The sequence below is a fragment of the Pseudomonas sp. GW456-L12 genome, assembly GCF_059424045.1.
The window spans coordinates 23,117-40,598 of record NZ_JBWKZA010000014.1 but is presented as its reverse complement, the minus strand read 5'-3'; the positions used below and the strand labels follow the sequence as shown (position 1 = coordinate 40,598).

16 protein-coding genes are annotated in these 17,482 nt (G+C 63.8%); 9 read left to right on the top strand and 7 right to left on the bottom strand.

The features are described from left to right. Positions 1 to 16: 16 nt before the first annotated feature. The gene (purU, locus tag AC07Y9_RS18385; RefSeq protein WP_007931173.1) at positions 17 to 865 is read right to left on the bottom strand and encodes a formyltetrahydrofolate deformylase; all 849 of its coding nucleotides are present in this window, start codon (positions 863 to 865) and stop codon (positions 17 to 19) included. A gap of 338 nt (positions 866 to 1,203) precedes the next feature. Between purU and mvaT the strand changes: the two genes are divergently transcribed. After that, positions 1,204 to 1,578: a histone-like nucleoid-structuring protein MvaT gene (gene mvaT / locus AC07Y9_RS18380; protein ID WP_007931174.1), complete on the top strand. Its 375-nt coding sequence runs from the start codon at positions 1,204 to 1,206 to the stop codon at positions 1,576 to 1,578. A gap of 104 nt (positions 1,579 to 1,682) precedes the next feature. On the opposite strand, the gene sbcB is transcribed toward mvaT, so the two are convergent. After that, complete coding sequence (sbcB, locus tag AC07Y9_RS18375; RefSeq protein WP_102679017.1) at positions 1,683 to 3,113, bottom strand: exodeoxyribonuclease I; 1,431 nt, start codon at positions 3,111 to 3,113, stop codon at positions 1,683 to 1,685. 182 nt (positions 3,114 to 3,295) lie between these two features. Between sbcB and AC07Y9_RS18370 the strand changes: the two genes are divergently transcribed. The 6 genes from AC07Y9_RS18370 to AC07Y9_RS18345 are packed head-to-tail and all read left to right on the top strand — an operon-like array spanning position 3,296 to position 10,044. Continuing rightward, complete coding sequence (locus AC07Y9_RS18370; RefSeq protein ID WP_102679018.1) at positions 3,296 to 4,018, top strand: RDD family protein; 723 nt, start codon at positions 3,296 to 3,298, stop codon at positions 4,016 to 4,018. Beyond that, positions 4,015 to 4,992, top strand: coding sequence for a stage II sporulation protein M (locus AC07Y9_RS18365; RefSeq protein ID WP_102679035.1), 978 nt, complete (start codon positions 4,015 to 4,017; stop codon positions 4,990 to 4,992). The genes AC07Y9_RS18370 and AC07Y9_RS18365 overlap by 4 nt, the downstream gene beginning before the upstream one ends. Beyond that, positions 4,979 to 6,517 (top strand): DUF4129 domain-containing protein, encoded by a 1,539-nt coding sequence (locus tag AC07Y9_RS18360; protein WP_102679019.1) that lies wholly within the window; start codon positions 4,979 to 4,981, stop codon positions 6,515 to 6,517. Before AC07Y9_RS18365 ends, AC07Y9_RS18360 begins: the two co-directional genes overlap by 14 nt. After that, positions 6,514 to 7,677: a DUF4350 domain-containing protein gene (locus AC07Y9_RS18355; RefSeq protein ID WP_102679020.1), complete on the top strand. Its 1,164-nt coding sequence runs from the start codon at positions 6,514 to 6,516 to the stop codon at positions 7,675 to 7,677. The genes AC07Y9_RS18360 and AC07Y9_RS18355 overlap by 4 nt, the downstream gene beginning before the upstream one ends. After that, positions 7,674 to 8,699 carry an AAA family ATPase gene (locus tag AC07Y9_RS18350; RefSeq protein WP_102690473.1) on the top strand — a complete coding sequence of 342 codons (1,026 nt, stop codon included), beginning with the start codon at positions 7,674 to 7,676 and terminating at the stop codon, positions 8,697 to 8,699. The genes AC07Y9_RS18355 and AC07Y9_RS18350 overlap by 4 nt, the downstream gene beginning before the upstream one ends. A 13-nt stretch (positions 8,700 to 8,712) precedes the next feature. Then, the gene (locus AC07Y9_RS18345) at positions 8,713 to 10,044 is read left to right on the top strand and encodes a DUF58 domain-containing protein (RefSeq protein ID WP_102679022.1); all 1,332 of its coding nucleotides are present in this window, start codon (positions 8,713 to 8,715) and stop codon (positions 10,042 to 10,044) included. A gap of 3 nt (positions 10,045 to 10,047) precedes the next feature. On the opposite strand, the gene AC07Y9_RS18340 is transcribed toward AC07Y9_RS18345, so the two are convergent. Next, positions 10,048 to 10,407 carry a PilZ domain-containing protein gene (locus AC07Y9_RS18340; RefSeq protein ID WP_102679036.1) on the bottom strand — a complete coding sequence of 120 codons (360 nt, stop codon included), beginning with the start codon at positions 10,405 to 10,407 and terminating at the stop codon, positions 10,048 to 10,050. 152 nt (positions 10,408 to 10,559) lie between these two features. Continuing rightward, positions 10,560 to 10,934 carry a hypothetical protein gene (locus AC07Y9_RS18335; protein WP_102679023.1) on the bottom strand — a complete coding sequence of 125 codons (375 nt, stop codon included), beginning with the start codon at positions 10,932 to 10,934 and terminating at the stop codon, positions 10,560 to 10,562. A gap of 157 nt (positions 10,935 to 11,091) precedes the next feature. Between AC07Y9_RS18335 and pyk the strand changes: the two genes are divergently transcribed. Then, the gene (gene pyk / locus AC07Y9_RS18330) at positions 11,092 to 12,543 is read left to right on the top strand and encodes a pyruvate kinase (protein WP_007931191.1); all 1,452 of its coding nucleotides are present in this window, start codon (positions 11,092 to 11,094) and stop codon (positions 12,541 to 12,543) included. Between the two features lie 214 nt (positions 12,544 to 12,757). On the opposite strand, the gene AC07Y9_RS18325 is transcribed toward pyk, so the two are convergent. From AC07Y9_RS18325 to AC07Y9_RS18315, 3 genes are read right to left on the bottom strand one after another with little or no spacing between them, the layout of a single operon-like run. After that, a complete protein-coding gene (locus tag AC07Y9_RS18325; RefSeq protein ID WP_053262416.1) occupies positions 12,758 to 13,507 on the bottom strand; it encodes an enoyl-CoA hydratase-related protein in 750 nt (249 codons plus the stop codon). Between the two features lie 29 nt (positions 13,508 to 13,536). Further along, positions 13,537 to 14,475 (bottom strand): iron-sulfur-binding ferredoxin reductase, encoded by a 939-nt coding sequence (locus AC07Y9_RS18320; protein WP_102679024.1) that lies wholly within the window; start codon positions 14,473 to 14,475, stop codon positions 13,537 to 13,539. Then, entirely contained in the window at positions 14,468 to 15,574 is a 1,107-nt protein-coding gene (locus tag AC07Y9_RS18315) for a GGDEF domain-containing protein (RefSeq protein ID WP_087090206.1), read from the bottom strand. The genes AC07Y9_RS18320 and AC07Y9_RS18315 overlap by 8 nt, the downstream gene beginning before the upstream one ends. Positions 15,575 to 15,933: 359 nt before the next feature. Here AC07Y9_RS18315 and AC07Y9_RS18310 point away from each other — a divergent pair, with 359 nt between their 5' ends. After that, positions 15,934 to 17,457: a fumarate hydratase gene (locus AC07Y9_RS18310; RefSeq protein ID WP_007931196.1), complete on the top strand. Its 1,524-nt coding sequence runs from the start codon at positions 15,934 to 15,936 to the stop codon at positions 17,455 to 17,457. The last annotated feature ends 25 nt before the right edge of the window (positions 17,458 to 17,482 follow it).

The window sequence follows — 17,482 nt, the reverse complement described above, 5'->3', positions numbered from 1 at the left end:
ATCAGAACACTCTGGATCAGAACACGACAGTCTTGTTGCCGTGCACCAGCACGCGGTCTTCCAGGTGGTAGCGCAGGCCGCGGGCCAGGACCATTTTCTCGACGTCACGACCGAAACGCACCATGTCTTCGATGCTGTCGCTGTGGCTGACACGGACCACGTCCTGCTCGATGATCGGGCCGGCATCCAGCTCTTCGGTCACGTAGTGGCAGGTCGCGCCGATCAGCTTCACACCACGCAGGGAAGCCTGGTGGTAAGGCTTAGCGCCGACGAACGACGGCAGGAAGCTGTGGTGAATGTTAATCACCTTGTGCGCGTATTCGCTGCATAGTTCCGGCGGCAGGATCTGCATGTAGCGCGCCAGCACCACCACTTCGGCGTCGTGCTGCTTGACCAGGCGCGAGACCTCGGCGAACGCCGGCTCCTTGTCCTGAGGGTTGACCGGCACGTGGTAATAAGGAATGCCATGCCACTCGACCATGCTGCGCAAGTCGTCGTGGTTGGAAATCACACAGGAGATCTCGCAGTCGAGTTCGTCGCTGTGCCAGCGGTGCAACAGGTCCGCCAGGCAGTGGGACTCACGGCTCGCCATCAACACCACGCGCTTCTTCTGCGCGGTATCGGTGATGCGCCAGTCCATCGAGAACTCTTCGGCAATCGGCGCAAAGGCTTCACGAAAGGCTTCAAGGCCGAACGGCAAAGAGTCGGCACGTATTTCGTGACGCATGAAGAACCAGCCACTCAGGTCATCCGAGTGGTGACTGGCTTCGGTGATCCAGCCGTTGTGGGACGCCAGAAAGTTACTGACTTTGGCAACGATGCCAACGCGGTCCGGGCAGGAAATCACCAACCGAAAAGTGCGCATGAGGGGGAAACTCCAGAACTTCGCAAAGGCCGCCATTCTAGCGATTGCGCGACAAAACTGCAGTATTCGTGATGTCGGAATCCGATTCCTCTGAGCAGCCTGTAGGGCTCATGCCCGATGCGAGAGGGAAATCAGTCACACTTGGAAATAGTCCTATAACTTTGTGGGAAATAGTCGTGCGGACTCGTTCACAATATTTAACTCATCAATCAGGATCTTTGCTAAACACTCTAATCAAATTAAATAAAAGCCGGCTTTATTGTTTACTTGAGGAAACTGCCTGACTATTATTACGCCACTGTCACCTGCCACTCAGCACTCAACATAAGGCAATTCTCATGTCCCTGATCAACGAATACCGCGCCACAGAAGAAGCTATCAAAGAGCTGCAAGCCCGTTTGAAGAACCTGTCGCAAGACGACAAACTGCAAGCCGAGCTGGAATTCGAAGGCAAACTGCGCGCCCTGATGGGTGAATACTCCAAGTCCCTGCGCGACATCATCGCGCTGCTGGATCCGGACTCGAAAGTTAAGGCGCCACGTGTTGCCGCCAAAACTACCGGCACCAAGCGCGCGCGCAAGGTCAAACAATACAAGAACCCGCACAACGGCGAAGTCATCGAAACCAAGGGCGGCAACCACAAAACCCTGAAAGAGTGGAAAGCCAAGTGGGGCGGCGACGTGGTCGAAGGCTGGGCAACCCTGCTGGGTTAAGCCGTATACCCGTCACAGAGGGATTTGCGACCTTATGAAAAAACGCCAGCTTGCTGGCGTTTTTTTATTTCCGGCAAATGCCCGGAATGTACTAAGCCGAACAATCAAAGCCCGAAACGCAGGGCCAGCGACCGGCTGTAATCCTGCCATTCATCCAGCACCTGACGCTGAATCGATGTAGCACTCATCCGTAGTTCGGCAGCCGCCTGATTGAAACTTTCCAGGGTATTGGGCGCTCCCCACTGCGGGTCGCACAGGCGCTGCTGACAGAATGACTTCCAGCGCTCTTGCTCCTCCCCGTTCAAGGTTTCAGGAAAGTTACGGGCGCGATAACGAAATAATAATTCAGGCAAACGTTCATCATCGAACGGCCATTGCTCTTGCCCTAAATGAAGCGGCTCGGCATTGCGCACTTGTTCGCATAAGCGTCGGTCGCGATCGCCGATAAAACCGTCGTACAACTGCTGCTCGGGATCGATGCTGGGGGCAAAATCCTCGCTGGCATAAATTGCCGCAAGTTTATCCCGCCAAACTTCTTGTGCGTCACTTAGCCGCAGCGCCCGGGCCTTATATTCCGCCATGTCCAGTTGCAAACGCTGCTGGTCCTCGCCACGCAATACATTCAGCGGTGCGACGACCGGGCAGCGGTTGATATGGATCAGCTTCAACGGCACCGGCAACTCGCCTTCGGCCAGGTCTTCGCGGCGGGTATACAAACGCTGGCGCAGCGTCTCGGCGTCCAGCTCGAGCAATCCCTGTGGGTCCAGGTGCAGGTCACAGACAATCAGGGCGTTGCGGTTGCGCGGATGCCAGGCCAGCGGCAGGACCACGCCGACATAACTGCGCGCCGCGGAAAAGCGTCCGGAAATATGCACCAGCGGTTGCAACAGACGAACCTGGTCCATGACTTTCTGCTTGCTGCGCAACTGGAACAGCCATTCATACAACTTCGGCTGCTTGTCCCGAATCAACCTGGCCAGGGCAATAGTGGCGCGCACATCGGACAGCGCTTCGTGGGCATGCCCGTGATCGATGCCATTGGCGGCGGTCAGGCGCTCCAGCTTCAGGGTCACCCGCCCCTCCTCGTCCCGCGGCCAGACAATCCCTTCCGGGCGCAAGGCATAGGCGGTGCGCACCACATCGATCAGGTCCCAGCGGCTGTTGCCGCCTTGCCACTCGCGGGCATAAGGGTCGAAGAAATTCCGGTACAGGCTGTAGCGGGTCATCTCGTCGTCAAAGCGCAGGGTGTTGTAGCCGGCGCCACAAGTGCCCGGTGCCGCCAGCTGGGCGTGCACCCGGGTCATGAAATCGGCTTCGCTCAGCCCCTGTTCGGCCAGCCGGCCCGGGGTAATGCCGGTGATCATGCAGGCCGCTGGATGAGGCAGGATGTCGTCGCTGGGCTGACAGTAAAGATTGACCGGCTCGCCGATCTCGTTGAGTTCGAAGTCGGTGCGGATCCCCGCCACCTGCAACGGCCGATCGCAGCGCGGGTTGATGCCGGTGGTTTCGTAGTCGTACCAGAAGATGGAAGTCACGGGCTGTTCCTGAGCAAAAGACCGGCAAAGTCTAGGCGCTTGGCACCAGCCGCGGCCAGCCTTGTGATGATTCAAGGGTAACGGCGCACGTCACGCGGCACAGTTAATGATGTCGTTCGCCCCTCCGACACTGCTAGCATCAGGCGGTCATCCATCGCCACCAGGCCAGCCTCAAGTTGCCTATGCTCGAGACGACAGCACTGCCAGGGAAAGCATTGCCCCCGCCACTGGACACCCGCTACCAGGTCGAAACGCCAGAAGGCATCGACCTGCCGCTGCGGCCGGCGGGGCTGATGTCGCGCGCCCTGGCCTTTGCCATCGACCTGGGCTTTCGTGGCCTGATCCTCGGCATGCTGTTTATTGTCCTGGGGTTTCTCGGCCAGCTCGGCATGGGGCTGGGCTCGATCCTGCTGTTTCTGGTCAGCTGGTGGTACATGGTGCTGTTCGAGGTGTTGAACCAGGGCTGCTCGCCAGGCAAGCAACTGATGGGCTTGCGGGTCGTGCAGGACGATGGCACGCCCATCGGCTGGGGCCCTTCCCTGACCCGCAACCTGCTGCGTTTTGTCGACATGCTGCCGTTCGGTTATTGCCTCGGCGCCATCAGTTGCCTGCAGCACCCGACCTTCAAGCGCCTCGGCGACCTGGCGGCCGGCACCCTGGTGATCTACCGCGAGCAGCCGGTGGTCCGCCCGACCTTGCCGGCAGTACCCGCCAGAACCGCCGCCTTCGCCCTGAGCCTGACTGAACAACGGGCCATCCTCAGCTTCGCCGAACGCCAGGAACAACTGTCCGCGGACCGGGTCCAGGAGCTGGCCGCGCTACTCGCCGAACCTCTGCATGTAACGCCCGCGCAGGCCCGTGACGAACTCAATGGCATCGCCCGCGGACTGCTGGGGCCGACATGAAACAGAGCCTGTTCGAAAACCGTCATCAAGCCTTGTGGCAGCGCCTGCGCGAACAGCTCGAACAACTGGAACGCGGCCAGGCGACGCCCGAGACCCATGCCCGTTTCCCCGAGGATTACCGCCGCTTGTGCCAACACCTGGCCCTGGCCCAGGAACGCGGCTACAGCAGCTTCCTGGTCGACCCGTTGCAGCAACTGGCGCTGCGCGGCCATCAGCAGCTCTATCGCCAACGCAGCCCGTTGGGCGCCCGGGTCCTGGGCTTTGTCCTGGCCGGTTTCCCGCAGTTGGTGCGCGAACAATGGCGCTTCGTCCTGGCCGCCAGCCTGGTGTTCTTTGGCAGCCTGCTGGGTATCGGCCTGCTGGTGTACCTAGTGCCCGAACTGATCTACAGCGTGGTCAGCCCGCAACAGGTGGCCGAAATGCAACGCCTCTACGATCCAGATGCCAGTCGCCTGGGCCGCCTCGCCAACCGGGCCGCCGGCGAAGACTGGATGATGTTCGGCTACTACATCATGAACAACATCGGCATCGCTTTTCAGACCTTTGCCAGCGGCCTGCTGTTTGGCCTGGGGAGCCTGTTCTTCCTGTTCTTCAACGGCCTGACCATCGGCGCGGTGGCCGGGCACCTGACCCAGATCGGCTATGGCGCCACCTTCTGGTCGTTTGTCGTCGGCCACAGTGCCTTCGAGCTCAGCGCCATCGCCCTGGCCGGCGCAGCGGGATTGAAAATGGGCTGGGCGCTGATCGCCCCCGGACGCCTGCCCCGCGGCGAAGCCTTGCTGCTGGCCGCGCGCACCAGCGTGCAGTTGATCTGCGGGGTCATCCTGTTCCTGCTGATCGCTGCCTTTATCGAAGCCTATTGGTCCTCCCTGACCTGGCCCGCGGCCTGGATCAAATACCTGGTCGGCGGCATCTGCTGGCTGCTGGTCCTGGCCTACCTGATATTCGCTGGACGCCGCCATGCGCCTGAGTGAAGCCAGCGTGGTGATTCGCCCGCGCACGACTTGGGAAGCCATGGACCTGGGAGTACTGCTGAGCCAGCGCCACCGACGCCTGCTGATGACCAGCTGGGCGCTGATCACCCTGCCGGTATTCGCCCTGCTCAGCCTGTTGCTCTGGGACTCGCCTACCCTCGCCCTGCTGCTGTTCTGGTGGCTCAAGCCGGCCTTCGAACGGCTGCCGCTGTACATCCTCGCCAAGGCCCTGTTCGGCGAAACCCCGACCTTGCGCCAGGCCCTGCGCCAATGGCCCAGGCTGCTCAAGCCGCAACTGGTGGCCAGCCTGACCTGGCGCCGCCTGAGCCTGAGCCGCAGTTTCATCATGCCCGTGGTGCAGCTCGAGGGCCTGAGTGGCGAGGCGCGCCAGCAACGGGTGCGGGTGCTGCAACAGCGCAATGCCGGGGCCGCACACTGGCTGACCCTGATCGGCGTGCACCTGGAAGGCATCTTGTGGATCGGCCTGCTGGCGTTGTTCTATCTATTGCTGCCACAACAGATCGAGCTGGACTGGGACTGGCAGACGCTGATTGCCGCCGCCGAGCAGGATTGGCTCTGGCTCGAACACCTGACCAACGCTTTTTACGCGCTGGTCCTGATTGTCTGGGAGCCGGTGTACGTCGCCTGCGGCTTCAGCCTCTACCTCAATCGCCGCACGCTGCTGGAGGCCTGGGATATCGAACTGGTGCTGCACCGCCTGCGGCAGCGCTTGAGTGGCGCCGCCCTGCTGCTGGTCCTGGGCAGCCTGAGCCTGCTGCCCCTGCCGTCCGATGCCTGGGCCGCCGAGCCGGCCACTGGCCCTGACAGCCCGCGCCTGCTGGATCAGCCGCTGACCAGCCAGGCCGCGAAAGACAGCATCAACCAGATCCTCGACCAGCCGCCCTTCAAGAACCCGCAGACCGTGACCCGTTACCGGTTCGACGAAGACAGCCCGAAAAGCGCTGAACACTCTGAACTGCCGGGCTGGCTCAAGGCCCTGACCGACCTGCTGGACAGCAGGGCCTTTGGCACCGCAGCCAAGGCCCTGGAGATCCTGCTCTGGGCCCTGCTGCTGGGGGCGCTGGCCCTGCTGGTGTGGCGTCATCGTGAATGGTTGCGGGCCTTTGTCGGCCGCCGTCCGCTGCCGGGCAAAGTCCCTGCGCGAGCTGCTCCGCACCAGCTGTTCGGCCTGGACCTCAGCCCCGACGCCTTGCCCGAGGATGTCGCCGCCGCTGCCGAGGCACTCTGGCCACAACAGCCACGCGAAGCCCTCGGGCTGTTGTACCGCGCGCTGCTGAGCCGGCTCCTGCATGACTTCCGCCTGCCGCTGAAACCGGCGGACACCGAGGGCCAGGTCCTCGAGCAGATCAAGGCCTTGCAGTTGCCCCAGCTGCAGGCGTTCAGCAACAGCCTGACCCAGCACTGGCAGAACCTGGCCTACGGTCATCGCCTGCCTCCCGCGCAATTGAAGCAGGAACTGTGCGATGGCTGGCGCACCCTGTTCGGCCCGGGAGCCCCACGATGAACCGGCGCCTGCTGCCGCTGCTCGCGCTGCTGGGCGCCGGCCTGCTCGGCGGCTTGCTGCTGTACCTCTACCTCAACACCAGGCCCTACCAGGAAACCATCGATCACGGCCCCTCCCCGCAAGCCCGCGCCAACCCATACCTGGCGGCGGAAATGTTCCTGCGCCAGCGCGGCTTGCAGGTTCACCACGCCAACGGCCTGGAGGTGCTGCCGACCCTCAAGCCGCAGCAGAACAGCCTGTTGCTGCTGGGCGAGCGCTCGAACATGACGCCGCAGCAGGTCGAGCAACTGCTGGACTGGGCCAGGGCCGGCGGGCGCCTGCTGTTCGTCGCCGAAGCACTGTGGAACAAAGAGGCCGGACGCAGCGGCGACCTGTTGCTCGATCGCCTGCACCTGCGCCAGTTTCTCAGCAAGGACCTCAAAGCCCCGCCGCCGGGCGCCGGCAAAGAGCCCTACCCGAAACTGACCAAGCTCTACCTGGAAGACGAAGACGCGCCGGCCTACATCGGTTTCGATACCGACTTTCACCTGGAAGACCCGGACAACCTCACCCAGTCCTGGGCCAACAGCGCCCGGGCCACCCACATGATGCAACTGAGCTACGGCCAGGGTTCGGTGACCGTGCTCACCGATGCCGAGATCTGGAAGACTCCGTTGATTGCCAAGTACGACAACGCCTGGCTGCTCTGGTACCTGAGCGCCGACAGCGACGTCACCCTGCTGTTCGACACCGATCACGACAGCCTCTGGAGCCTGCTGCTGAAGTATTTCCCCCAGGCGCTGGTGGCCCTCGCCGCACTGCTCGGCCTGTGGCTGTGGCATGTCGGGCTTCGCCACGGACCGATGCAGGCCCCGATGCCCAGGGCCCGGCGCCAGTTGCGCGAGCACCTGCAAGCCAGCGCCCACTTCCTGTTGCGCCACACCGGTCAGCAGGGGCTGCTGCATAGCCTGCAGCAGGACATCCTGCGCCGCGCCCAGCATCGTCATCCCGGTTTCGAACGACTCACCGCCGCCGAACAAGGGCAGGTCCTGGCCCGCCTTACCCGGCAACCGGACAGCGTCATCAGCCAGGCCCTGGCTCCCCAGCCGGCACAACGCCTTTCCAGCGCCGACTTCAGCCGCCTGGTCACCCACCTGCAAACTCTCAGGAATGCCCTATGAGCGACCTTCCCGCCGAACCGCTTCCCGCCTCCGAGCCCGGTCATGCGCAAGCGCATGCCGTCCAGCAACGCCAGCGCGCCAGCCAGCTGGCCCAGGCCCTGCGCCACGAACTGCAAAAGGCGGTGATTGGCCAGGACGCGGTGATCGACGACGTGCTCACCGCCCTGATCGCCGGTGGCCACGTGCTGCTCGAAGGCGTGCCCGGGCTGGGCAAGACCTTGCTGGTGCGCGCCCTGGCCCGTTGCTTTGGCGGCGAGTTCGCGCGTATCCAGTTCACCCCGGACCTGATGCCCAGCGACGTCACCGGCCATGCGGTCTACGACCTGCAGACCGAGCAGTTCAAGCTGCGCAAGGGCCCCTTGTTCACCAACTTGTTGCTGGCCGACGAGATCAACCGCGCGCCGGCCAAGACCCAGGCCGCCCTGCTCGAAGCCATGCAGGAGCGCCAGGTCACCCTCGAAGGCCGGGCGCTGCCCATCGCCCAGCCCTTCATGGTCCTGGCCACGCAGAACCCGATCGAACAGGAAGGCACCTACCCGCTGCCGGAAGCCGAACTCGACCGTTTCATGCTCAAGCTGCGCATGGATTACCCGGACAGCGACCAGGAATTGCACATGGTCCGCCAGGTCACCCGCTCACCCCGGGCCGACATGCTCGACGTGCAGCCGCTGCGTACCCTGCTGCAGGCCAAGGACGTGCTGGCCCTGCAGCGGATCGCCAGCGACCTGCCGCTGGACGAGCAGGTCCTCGACTACGCCGTGCGGCTGGCCCGGGCCACCCGCAGCTGGCCGGGGCTGACCCTCGGCGCCGGGCCGCGGGCGTCGATCGCCCTGGTCCGTGGGGCTCGGGCCAGGGCCTTGCTGCGCGGCGGCGAGTTCGTCATTCCGGACGACATCAAGGGTTGCGCCCTGGCGGTGCTGCGGCATCGCGTGCGGATCGCCCCGGAGCTGGATATCGAAGGCTTGTCGGTGGAGCAGGTGCTCAAGCAACTGCTCGATCAAGTGCCGGCACCACGACTGTGAGCCCGCCAAAGCAATGAAACCCTCACGCCTGTTTCTGACCTGGCTCGGCGTATTGCTGGCGCTGGACGTGCTGCTCGGCGCCGCACGGGCCTACGGCCTGGCAGTCGCGGCCAGCCTGCAAGCGATCGCCTGGGGCCTGCTCCTGGCCTTGTTGCTGCTGGCCGTGCTGGACGCCTTCCGGCTCAGGAGCCTGCCTTCGCCCCAGCTGCGGCGCCAGTTGCCCGGCAGCCTGCCCCTGGGGCGCTGGAGCGAAGTGCGCCTAGAGGTTCGCCACGACTTTACCCAGCCGCTGACCCTGGAGCTGTTCGATCATGTGCCCGATGGCCTGGGCTTCGAATACCTGCCGCAGTCGCTGCTCCTGGAGCCGGGCCAGTCGCAGGAACTGGGTTATCGGGTGCGCCCGCTCAAGCGCGGTCATTTCAACTTCGAGCGCTGCGAGGTCAGCCTGCCCAGCCCGCTGGGCCTGTGGTCGGCGCGTCGGCTGCTGAAGCTCGACGACAGCACGCGCGTCTACCCGGATTTCGCCCGCCTCTACGGCGCCCGGCTGCTGGCCGTCGACAACTGGCTGAACCAGATCGGCGTGCGGCAACAGCCGCGTCGTGGCCTGGGCCTGGAGTTCAACCAACTACGTGAGTTTCGCGAGGGCGACAGCCTGCGCCAGATCGACTGGAAAGCCACCGCCCGGCAACGCACGCCGATTGCCCGCGAGTACCAGGACGAACGCGACCAGCAGATCGTCTTCATGCTCGACTGCGGACGGCGCATGCGCAGCCAGGACGGCGAACTGGCGCATTTCGACCACGCGCTCAACGCCTGCCTGCTGCTCAGTTATGTCGCCTTGCGCCAGGGCGACGCGGTGGGCCTCTGCACCTTTGCCGGCGAACGCCGCCGCTATCTGGCGCCGGTCAAGGGCGTGGGCCAGTTGAGCGCCTTGCTCAACACTGTCTACGACCTGGACAGCAGCCAGCGCTGCGCCGACTTCCAGGCCGCCGCCAGCGAGCTGCTGGCCCGGCAGAAGCGCCGGGCCCTGGTAGTGCTGGTGACCAACCTGCGGGACGAAGACGACGAGGAGCTGCTGACCGCGGTCAAGCGCCTCGGGCGCCAGCACCGGGTGCTGGTGGCCAGCCTGCGCGAGGAAGTCCTCGATCAGTTGCGCCAGGCGCCGGTGCACAACCTGCCCGATGCCCTGACCTACTGCGGCACGATCAATTACCTGAATGCCCGCACCGACCTGCATGAACGCCTGAGCGCCCAGGGCGTTGCCCTGCTCGATGTGCGGCCGGGTGAACTGGGGGCGGAACTGGTGACCCGTTACCTCAGCTGGAAAAAGGCCGGGACCCTGTAGCGGTCAGGCGGAGGTCTGTACCGGGTAGAAACTGAAGTAGCTGCGCAAGGCCGTCACCAGCTCGCGGTACTCGGGAGGCGAACGCAGCAGCACGAAGCCGGTGTCGTAATGATGGGGCGTGACATCTTCATGGCACCAACGGCAAGAAGCGGTGATCTCGATCGGTTGCAGCTGGCCGTCGCGGCCGGGAACCTGCAGGCGCAACTCGAAATCGGCGCCGATCAGCATCGGCAACTGGCTGATCAACATGAAGCCGTCTTCGGAAACGTTGCCCAGATAACCGATAGGGTGATCGGTCAGCCGATTGAAGACTTTCAAAAAACACGGCAACTGGTGCCGCTCGATCCGCCGGTCCGTGAACATGTCATGCATCGCTATTTAGGAAGGTCATTGCGCATCGTCGCGCCGAGGACTGTCGGCCTCGGCCGGCCCATTTTAGAAACGATACTCTAAAACAGGCCCACAGATGTTAGCTCAAGGCTCACGCGGGATCAGCAATAGCCTGATGACGAGTATTACAACGCGGTCGGACGCGCCTGAGCGCTGTTGCGCGAAGGGTAATGACCCAGTTGCTGCAGGGTCTCCAGGCGCGCGCGAGCACGGTAGGCGTACTCGCTGTTCGGGTGTTCGGTGATGATGTACTGGTAGGTCTGCGCGGCATCGAGGAACAGCTTCTGCCGCTCCAGGCACTGTCCGCGCAGCATCGATACCTCGGGCTGGATATAAGGGCGCGAGCGACTCGTGCGGTCGACCTGGCTCAGTTCGAGCATCACCCGTTCGCAGTTGCCGGCGTCGTAGGCGCGGTAGGCGGTATTCAGATGATGGTCCATCGACCAGCGGGTACAGCCGACAACACTGACGGCCAGGGCAGCAATGAGCACGAATCGCATGGGGGTTCTCCTGTCTTGTGCACGTTATCGACCCGCGCTGGAAAATCTTCAGGAATGTTCGTTTAAAGAAACAAACGAATAAGTAGTGCAAACGAACAATGACTACAGCTGCGGACCATAGTAGCCTCTCGTTGCGCTTGAACTCAGGAGTCTTTGCATGTCCGTCCGTCGTACCAAAATCGTCGCTACCCTTGGCCCGGCCAGTAACTCGCCGGAAGTTCTCGAACAGCTGATTCTGGCTGGCCTGGACGTCGCCCGCCTGAACTTCTCCCACGGCACCCCGGACGAGCACAAGGCTCGCGCCAAGCTGGTGCGTGACCTGGCCGCCAAGCATGGGCGCTTCGTCGCGCTGCTGGGTGACCTGCAAGGCCCGAAGATCCGTATCGCCAAATTCGCCAACAAGCGCATCGAGCTGAAGATCGGTGACAAGTTCACCTTCTCCACCAGCCACCCGCTGACCGAAGGTACCCAGGACATCGTCGGCATCGACTATCCGGACCTGGTCAAGGACTGCGGCGTGGGCGACGAGCTGCTGCTCGACGACGGCCGCGTGGTGATGCGCGTCGACACCGCCACCAGCACCGAACTGCATTGCACCGTGACCATCGGCGGCCCGCTGTCGGACCACAAGGGCATCAACCGTCGCGGTGGTGGCCTGACCGCCCCGGCCCTGACCGAAAAAGACAAGGCCGACATCAAGCTGGCCGCGGCCATGGATCTGGACTACCTGGCCGTGTCCTTCCCGCGCGACGCCGCTGACATGGAATACGCCCGCCAACTGCGCGACGAGGCCGGCGGCACCGCCTGGCTGGTGGCGAAGATCGAGCGCGCCGAAGCCGTGGCCAACGACGAAACCCTCGACGGCCTGATCAAGGCCTCCGACGCCGTGATGGTGGCCCGTGGCGACCTGGGCGTGGAAATCGGCGACGCCGAGCTCGTGGGCATCCAGAAGAAAATCATTCTGCACGCCCGTCGCCACAACAAGGCGGTGATCGTCGCGACCCAGATGATGGAGTCGATGATCCAGAACCCGATGCCGACCCGCGCCGAAGTGTCCGACGTGGCCAACGCCGTGCTCGACTACACCGACGCCGTGATGCTCTCGGCCGAATCCGCCGCCGGCGCCTACCCGCTCGAAGCCGTCCAGGCCATGGACCGCATCTGCATCGGCGCGGAAAAGCATCCGACCAGCAAGACCTCCAGCCACCGCATCGGCAAGACCTTCGAGCGCTGCGACGAGAGCATCGCCCTGGCCACCATGTACACCGCCAACCACTTCCCGGGCGTGAAGGCGATCATCGCCTTGACTGAAAGCGGCTACACCCCGCTGATCATGTCGCGTATCCGTTCCTCGGTGCCGATCTACGCGTTCACCCCGCACCGCGAAGCCCAGGCCCGCACCGCGATGTTCCGTGGCGTCTACACCATCCCGTTCGACCCGGCGTCCCTGCCGCCAAGCGAAGTCAGCCAGAAGGCCATCGACGAGCTGGTCAAGCGCGGCGTCGTGAAGAAAGGCGACTGGGTGATCCTGACCAAGGGCGACAGCTACCACACCACCGGCGGCACCAACGGCATGAAGATCCTGCACGTTGGCGACCCGATGGTCTGAGCCACCCGAAGCAACAATAAAGAGCCCCGCAGTGAAGACTGCGGGGCTTTTTCATGGGGGCACATTTATGGAACTCACAAACCTGTAGCCGCTGCCGCCAGGCTGCGATAAGGCCGCCAGGCCTTCAGCGATCTTGAGACCTTACGCCCCTTCGTCGGAATGCCGCCCAAATCGATCGCAACCTCCGGCAGCGGCTACACGAGCGGTGCCGATTTCAGCTTTTAGCGAAAAAGCCCGACAAGGCCGCCAGCGCTTCCGGCGAATGCAGGCGCTGGGTGAACAGGGCGCCCTCCTCCTCGATCACCTTGCGCAGCTGTTCGCGATCGGGCGTGCGCATCAGCTGCTTGCTGATCTGCACCGCCTGCGGCGCCAGCTTCTCGAAACGCAGCGCCATCTCCCGGGCCTTGTCCAGGGTCGCCGCGCCATCGGCCAAGGCCTGGTTGGCAATGCCCCACTGCGCAGCCTGTTCACCGCTGAAACCTTCGCCCAGCAGCAACAGTTCGGCGGCCCTGGCCTGCCCGAGCAAGCGCGGCAGGATCAGGCTGGAACCAAACTCGGGGCACAAACCGAGATTGACGAAAGGCATGCGCAACCGGGCATCGCGGCTGACGTACACCAGGTCGCAATGCAGCAGCAGGGTGGTGCCAATCCCCACGGCCGGCCCGGCGACCGCGGCGACCACCGGCTTGCGGCATTCGAACAGGCTGAGCATGAACTGGAAGACCGGGCTGTCGAGACCGGTAGGTGGTTGCTGGAGGAAGTCGGCAATGTCGTTGCCGGCGGTAAAGCAATCGCTGCTGCCGCTGAGCAGTACCGCGCGGACCTCAGGGTCGGCGTCGGCTTGCCGCAACCCTTCGGCCAGCTGGCTGTACATGGCCCGGGTCAGGGCATTTTTCTTGTCCGGGCGATTCAGGCGCAGGGTCAGCAGCCCGCCCTCGCGTTCAAGCAGGATGGTATCGGTCATGGGTGGTCTCGCTCAGGACGGATCAGCGCTCAGCCGCGGGGCAGGAATACGTCGGCCAGCAGTTGATTGCGCGGCAGCCCCGCCAGGTACAAGCGTCGGGCGAAAGCATCGACGCTGTCGGGGTGCCCGCAGAGTAAAGCCTGGGTTTGCCGTGAAACAAGCCGCAGTTGTGCCAAAGCCGCTGGCAGCTCGGTCGCGGTCAACAGCTCGACACTGAGGTTGGCGTGGCTCGCCGCCAGCGCCGCCAGGGGCTTGGCCAGGTAATGTTCGCTGGCGTCATGGGCCAGGTGAATGACGCGGATGTCGCCCTGATGATCCTGGCGCAAAGCCTCGCGCAGGATACCGAACAAGGGCCCCAGCCCGGTGCCCGCCGCCAGCAGCCACAATGGCCGGGTTTGCCAGTCCGGGTCGTAGTGCAGCGCCCCGCCGCGCAGCTCGCCCAGACGCAACCCATCGCCGGGCTTGAGCTGGCGCGCCGCGTCGCTGAACGCGCCGGGCTGGCGGCAATCAAGATGGAATTCGAGAAACCGGTCTTCGCCAGGCAGGCTCGCCAGCGAATACGGCCGCGCCACGCCGGAAGCCGTCCACAGCACCAGGTGCTGGCCGGCCTGATAACGCAGGTTGCGCTCCGGCTGCAAACGCAGGCGCAGCACCGTGGCCGACAGCCAGTCCACACCGACCACCTCGGCCGGCGCGCCATCGCGCAGCGGGTCGTAGGTTTCGACCCGCAGGTCTTCCACCACCTGACACTGACAGGCCAGCCGCCAGCCGCGCTGGCGCTGATCGTCGCTCAAGGCATCGGGCCGGCTGTCGCTGGGCAGGCCCTCGACGCAGTGCACCAGGCAGGCGTGGCAACTGCCGGCGCGGCAGCTGTAAGGCACCGCCACGCCGGCCTGATTCAAGGCATCCAGCAGATTGCTGCCCGCGACCACCGACCACTGCCGCTCACCGACACGCAGCTCAGGCATCGATATTTTCCCAGGCCGCGGCGCAGCGATTGCGTCCGTCGCGCTTGGCCCGATACAGCGCCTGGTCGGCACGTTGCAGGGCATCGTCCAGGTCGTCGCCCAGCTCCACCAGGGTCATCCCCACGGACAGGCTCAGGCCGGGCACCTCGACCCCGATCAACTGGGCGTCCATAAAGGCCACGCGCAGACGCTCGCAGCAGGAGGTCAGGCGTTCGGGATCGCAATCGGGCAACAACATGACAAACTCCTCGCCGCCGTAGCGGGCCAATACATCGCCATCGCGCAAGCAGGCGCTGGCTACGGCGGCGAACGCCTGCAGCACCTGATCGCCGGCGGCATGGCCGTGCACGTCGTTGATCCGCTTGAAGTGATCGAGGTCGATCAGCGCCAGGCCATGCATCTGCTCCAGGCTCATCGCGTGCAGTTCGCGCGACGCCAGCCGCAGGAAATGCCGTCGATTGTACAGGCCGGTCAGTTCGTCGGTGGCAACCAGATCCTCCAGTTGTCGCATCATGCCGCGCAAGGTGTCCTGGTGCGCCTGCAAGGCGAAGCGCCGTTGCCGCATGCGCTGCCGGGAAGTCTGCACATAGCTGGCGTACAGGCACAGCCAGATCAGCACCGCGAACAGCACGCACACCTGCAGGACGGCGAGCATCGGATCGGCCAGCCGGAAGTGGTAGCCGTCCCACAGCGTGATTCCGGCAAAGCCGATGAAAATGCACAGGGCACAGCGCACGAAGGCCCGACGCGGAAGGTGGAACAAGCCGAACAGCAGCGTCAACAGATAGAACACCAGGAAGGTGCCGCGCGCCGTATCGAGGTGGGCCAGCAGCCAGGTCTGCCAGCCGATGGCCAGGAGTATCTGGATCTCGGTCAGGCTCGGGTCGCGAAAGCGCAGGTTGCGCCCGGAGACAAACAGCCAGAACAGCAGCGCCTGGCTCAGCACCACCAAGCCGGTATCGATCAGCGCCGAATGCACCGGCGCCGAATAGTAGCCACTGAAAATGGCCAGCCAGAGCAGCAGCAACGCCAGTCCATAGGTACCCGCCGCAAGAACGAAGCGCTTGAGTAAAAGACTCTGGATAGCGTTATGGGTCAATCGTTGACTCACCATGCGAAAGGGGGCTTTAAAGAGTTTCCTACCCTACAGGCCACTTGCCACTTTAGTGGTGTCGCCAAAAAATAACTATCCCATTTTTGTTCCCGCCCAGCGCCATCCATCCCGGGGCCGCGCCCACCGTCATGCCTGGCGCCATCCCCCGATCGGCGCATCCCCGGCATGCGACTTTGGTTTGACTGCCGGCGCGTGTGCCCGGCCCCGAGGCGCGGTATACTGCCGCGCCTTTTTAGCGTCGCGCCAGTGTGTCCGGCGTGCCTTGAAGGTGCTTGCAACCGACCGATGCACCCAAGCTGCAAGTACCTTATTAAATGTTCCCGTCTTTTAGAGGAGCGCGACTCATGACCGTGATCAAGCAAGACGACCTGATTCAGAGCGTTGCCGACGCCTTGCAATTCATTTCCTACTACCACCCCGTGGACTTCATCCAGGCGATGCACGAAGCCTACCTGCGCGAAGAATCGCCAGCGGCCCGTGACTCCATGGCGCAGATCCTGATCAACTCGCGCATGTGTGCCACCGGCCACCGCCCGATCTGCCAGGACACCGGTATCGTCACCGTATTCGTACGCGTGGGCATGGACGTGCGCTGGGACGGCGCGACCATGAGCCTGGACGACATGATCAACGAAGGCGTGCGTCGCGCTTACAACCTGCCGGAAAACGTCCTGCGGGCCTCGATCCTCGCCGACCCGGCGGGCGCTCGTAAAAACACCAAGGACAATACCCCGGCGGTCATCCACTACTCCATCGTTCCCGGCAACACCGTGGAAGTGGACGTGGCGGCCAAGGGCGGCGGCTCCGAGAACAAGTCGAAGATGGCCATGCTCAACCCGTCCGACTCGATCGTCGACTGGGTGCTGAAAACCGTTCCGACCATGGGCGCCGGCTGGTGCCCGCCGGGCATGCTCGGCATCGGCATCGGCGGCACCGCCGAGAAAGCCGCGGTGATGGCCAAGGAAGTGTTGATGGAGTCCATCGACATCCACGAGCTGAAGGCCCGCGGCCCACAGAACCGTATCGAAGAGATGCGCTTGGAGCTGTTCGAGAAGGTCAACCAGCTGGGCATCGGCGCCCAGGGCCTGGGCGGCCTGACCACCGTGCTCGACGTGAAGATCATGGACTACCCGACCCACGCCGCTTCCTTGCCGGTGTGCATGATCCCGAACTGCGCCGCGACCCGTCACGCGCACTTCGTGCTCGACGGCTCGGGCCCTGCGTCCCTGGAAGCGCCACCCCTGGACGCCTACCCGGAAATCGTCTGGGAAGCCGGTCCGTCGGCCCGTCGCGTCAACCTCGACACCCTGACCCCGGAAGAAGTGCAGAGCTGGAAGCCGGGCGAAACCGTCCTGCTCAACGGCAAGATGCTCACCGGTCGCGACGCCGCGCACAAGCGCATGGTCGAGATGCTGAACAAGGGCGAAACCCTGCCGGTGGACCTCAAGGGTCGCTTCATCTACTACGTCGGCCCGGTCGATCCGGTCGGTGACGAAGTGGTTGGCCCGGCTGGCCCGACCACCGCGACGCGGATGGACAAGTTCACCCGCCAGATCCTCGAGCAGACTGGCCTGCTGGGCATGATCGGCAAGTCCGAGCGCGGCCCGACCGCGATCGAAGCGATCAAGGACAGCAAGGCCGTGTACCTGATGGCCGTCGGCGGCGCTGCCTACCTGGTGGCCCAGGCGATCAAGAAGTCCAAGGTCCTGGCCTTTGCCGAACTGGGCATGGAAGCGATCTACGAGTTCGAAGTCAAAGACATGCCGGTCACTGTCGCGGTCGACAGCAAAGGCGAGTCGGTGCACATCACCGGTCCTGCCATCTGGCAGAAAAAGATCAGTGAAAGCCTGGCGGTAGAAGTGCAGTAAGCGCTGCTTGCTGTTACCCAAGGCG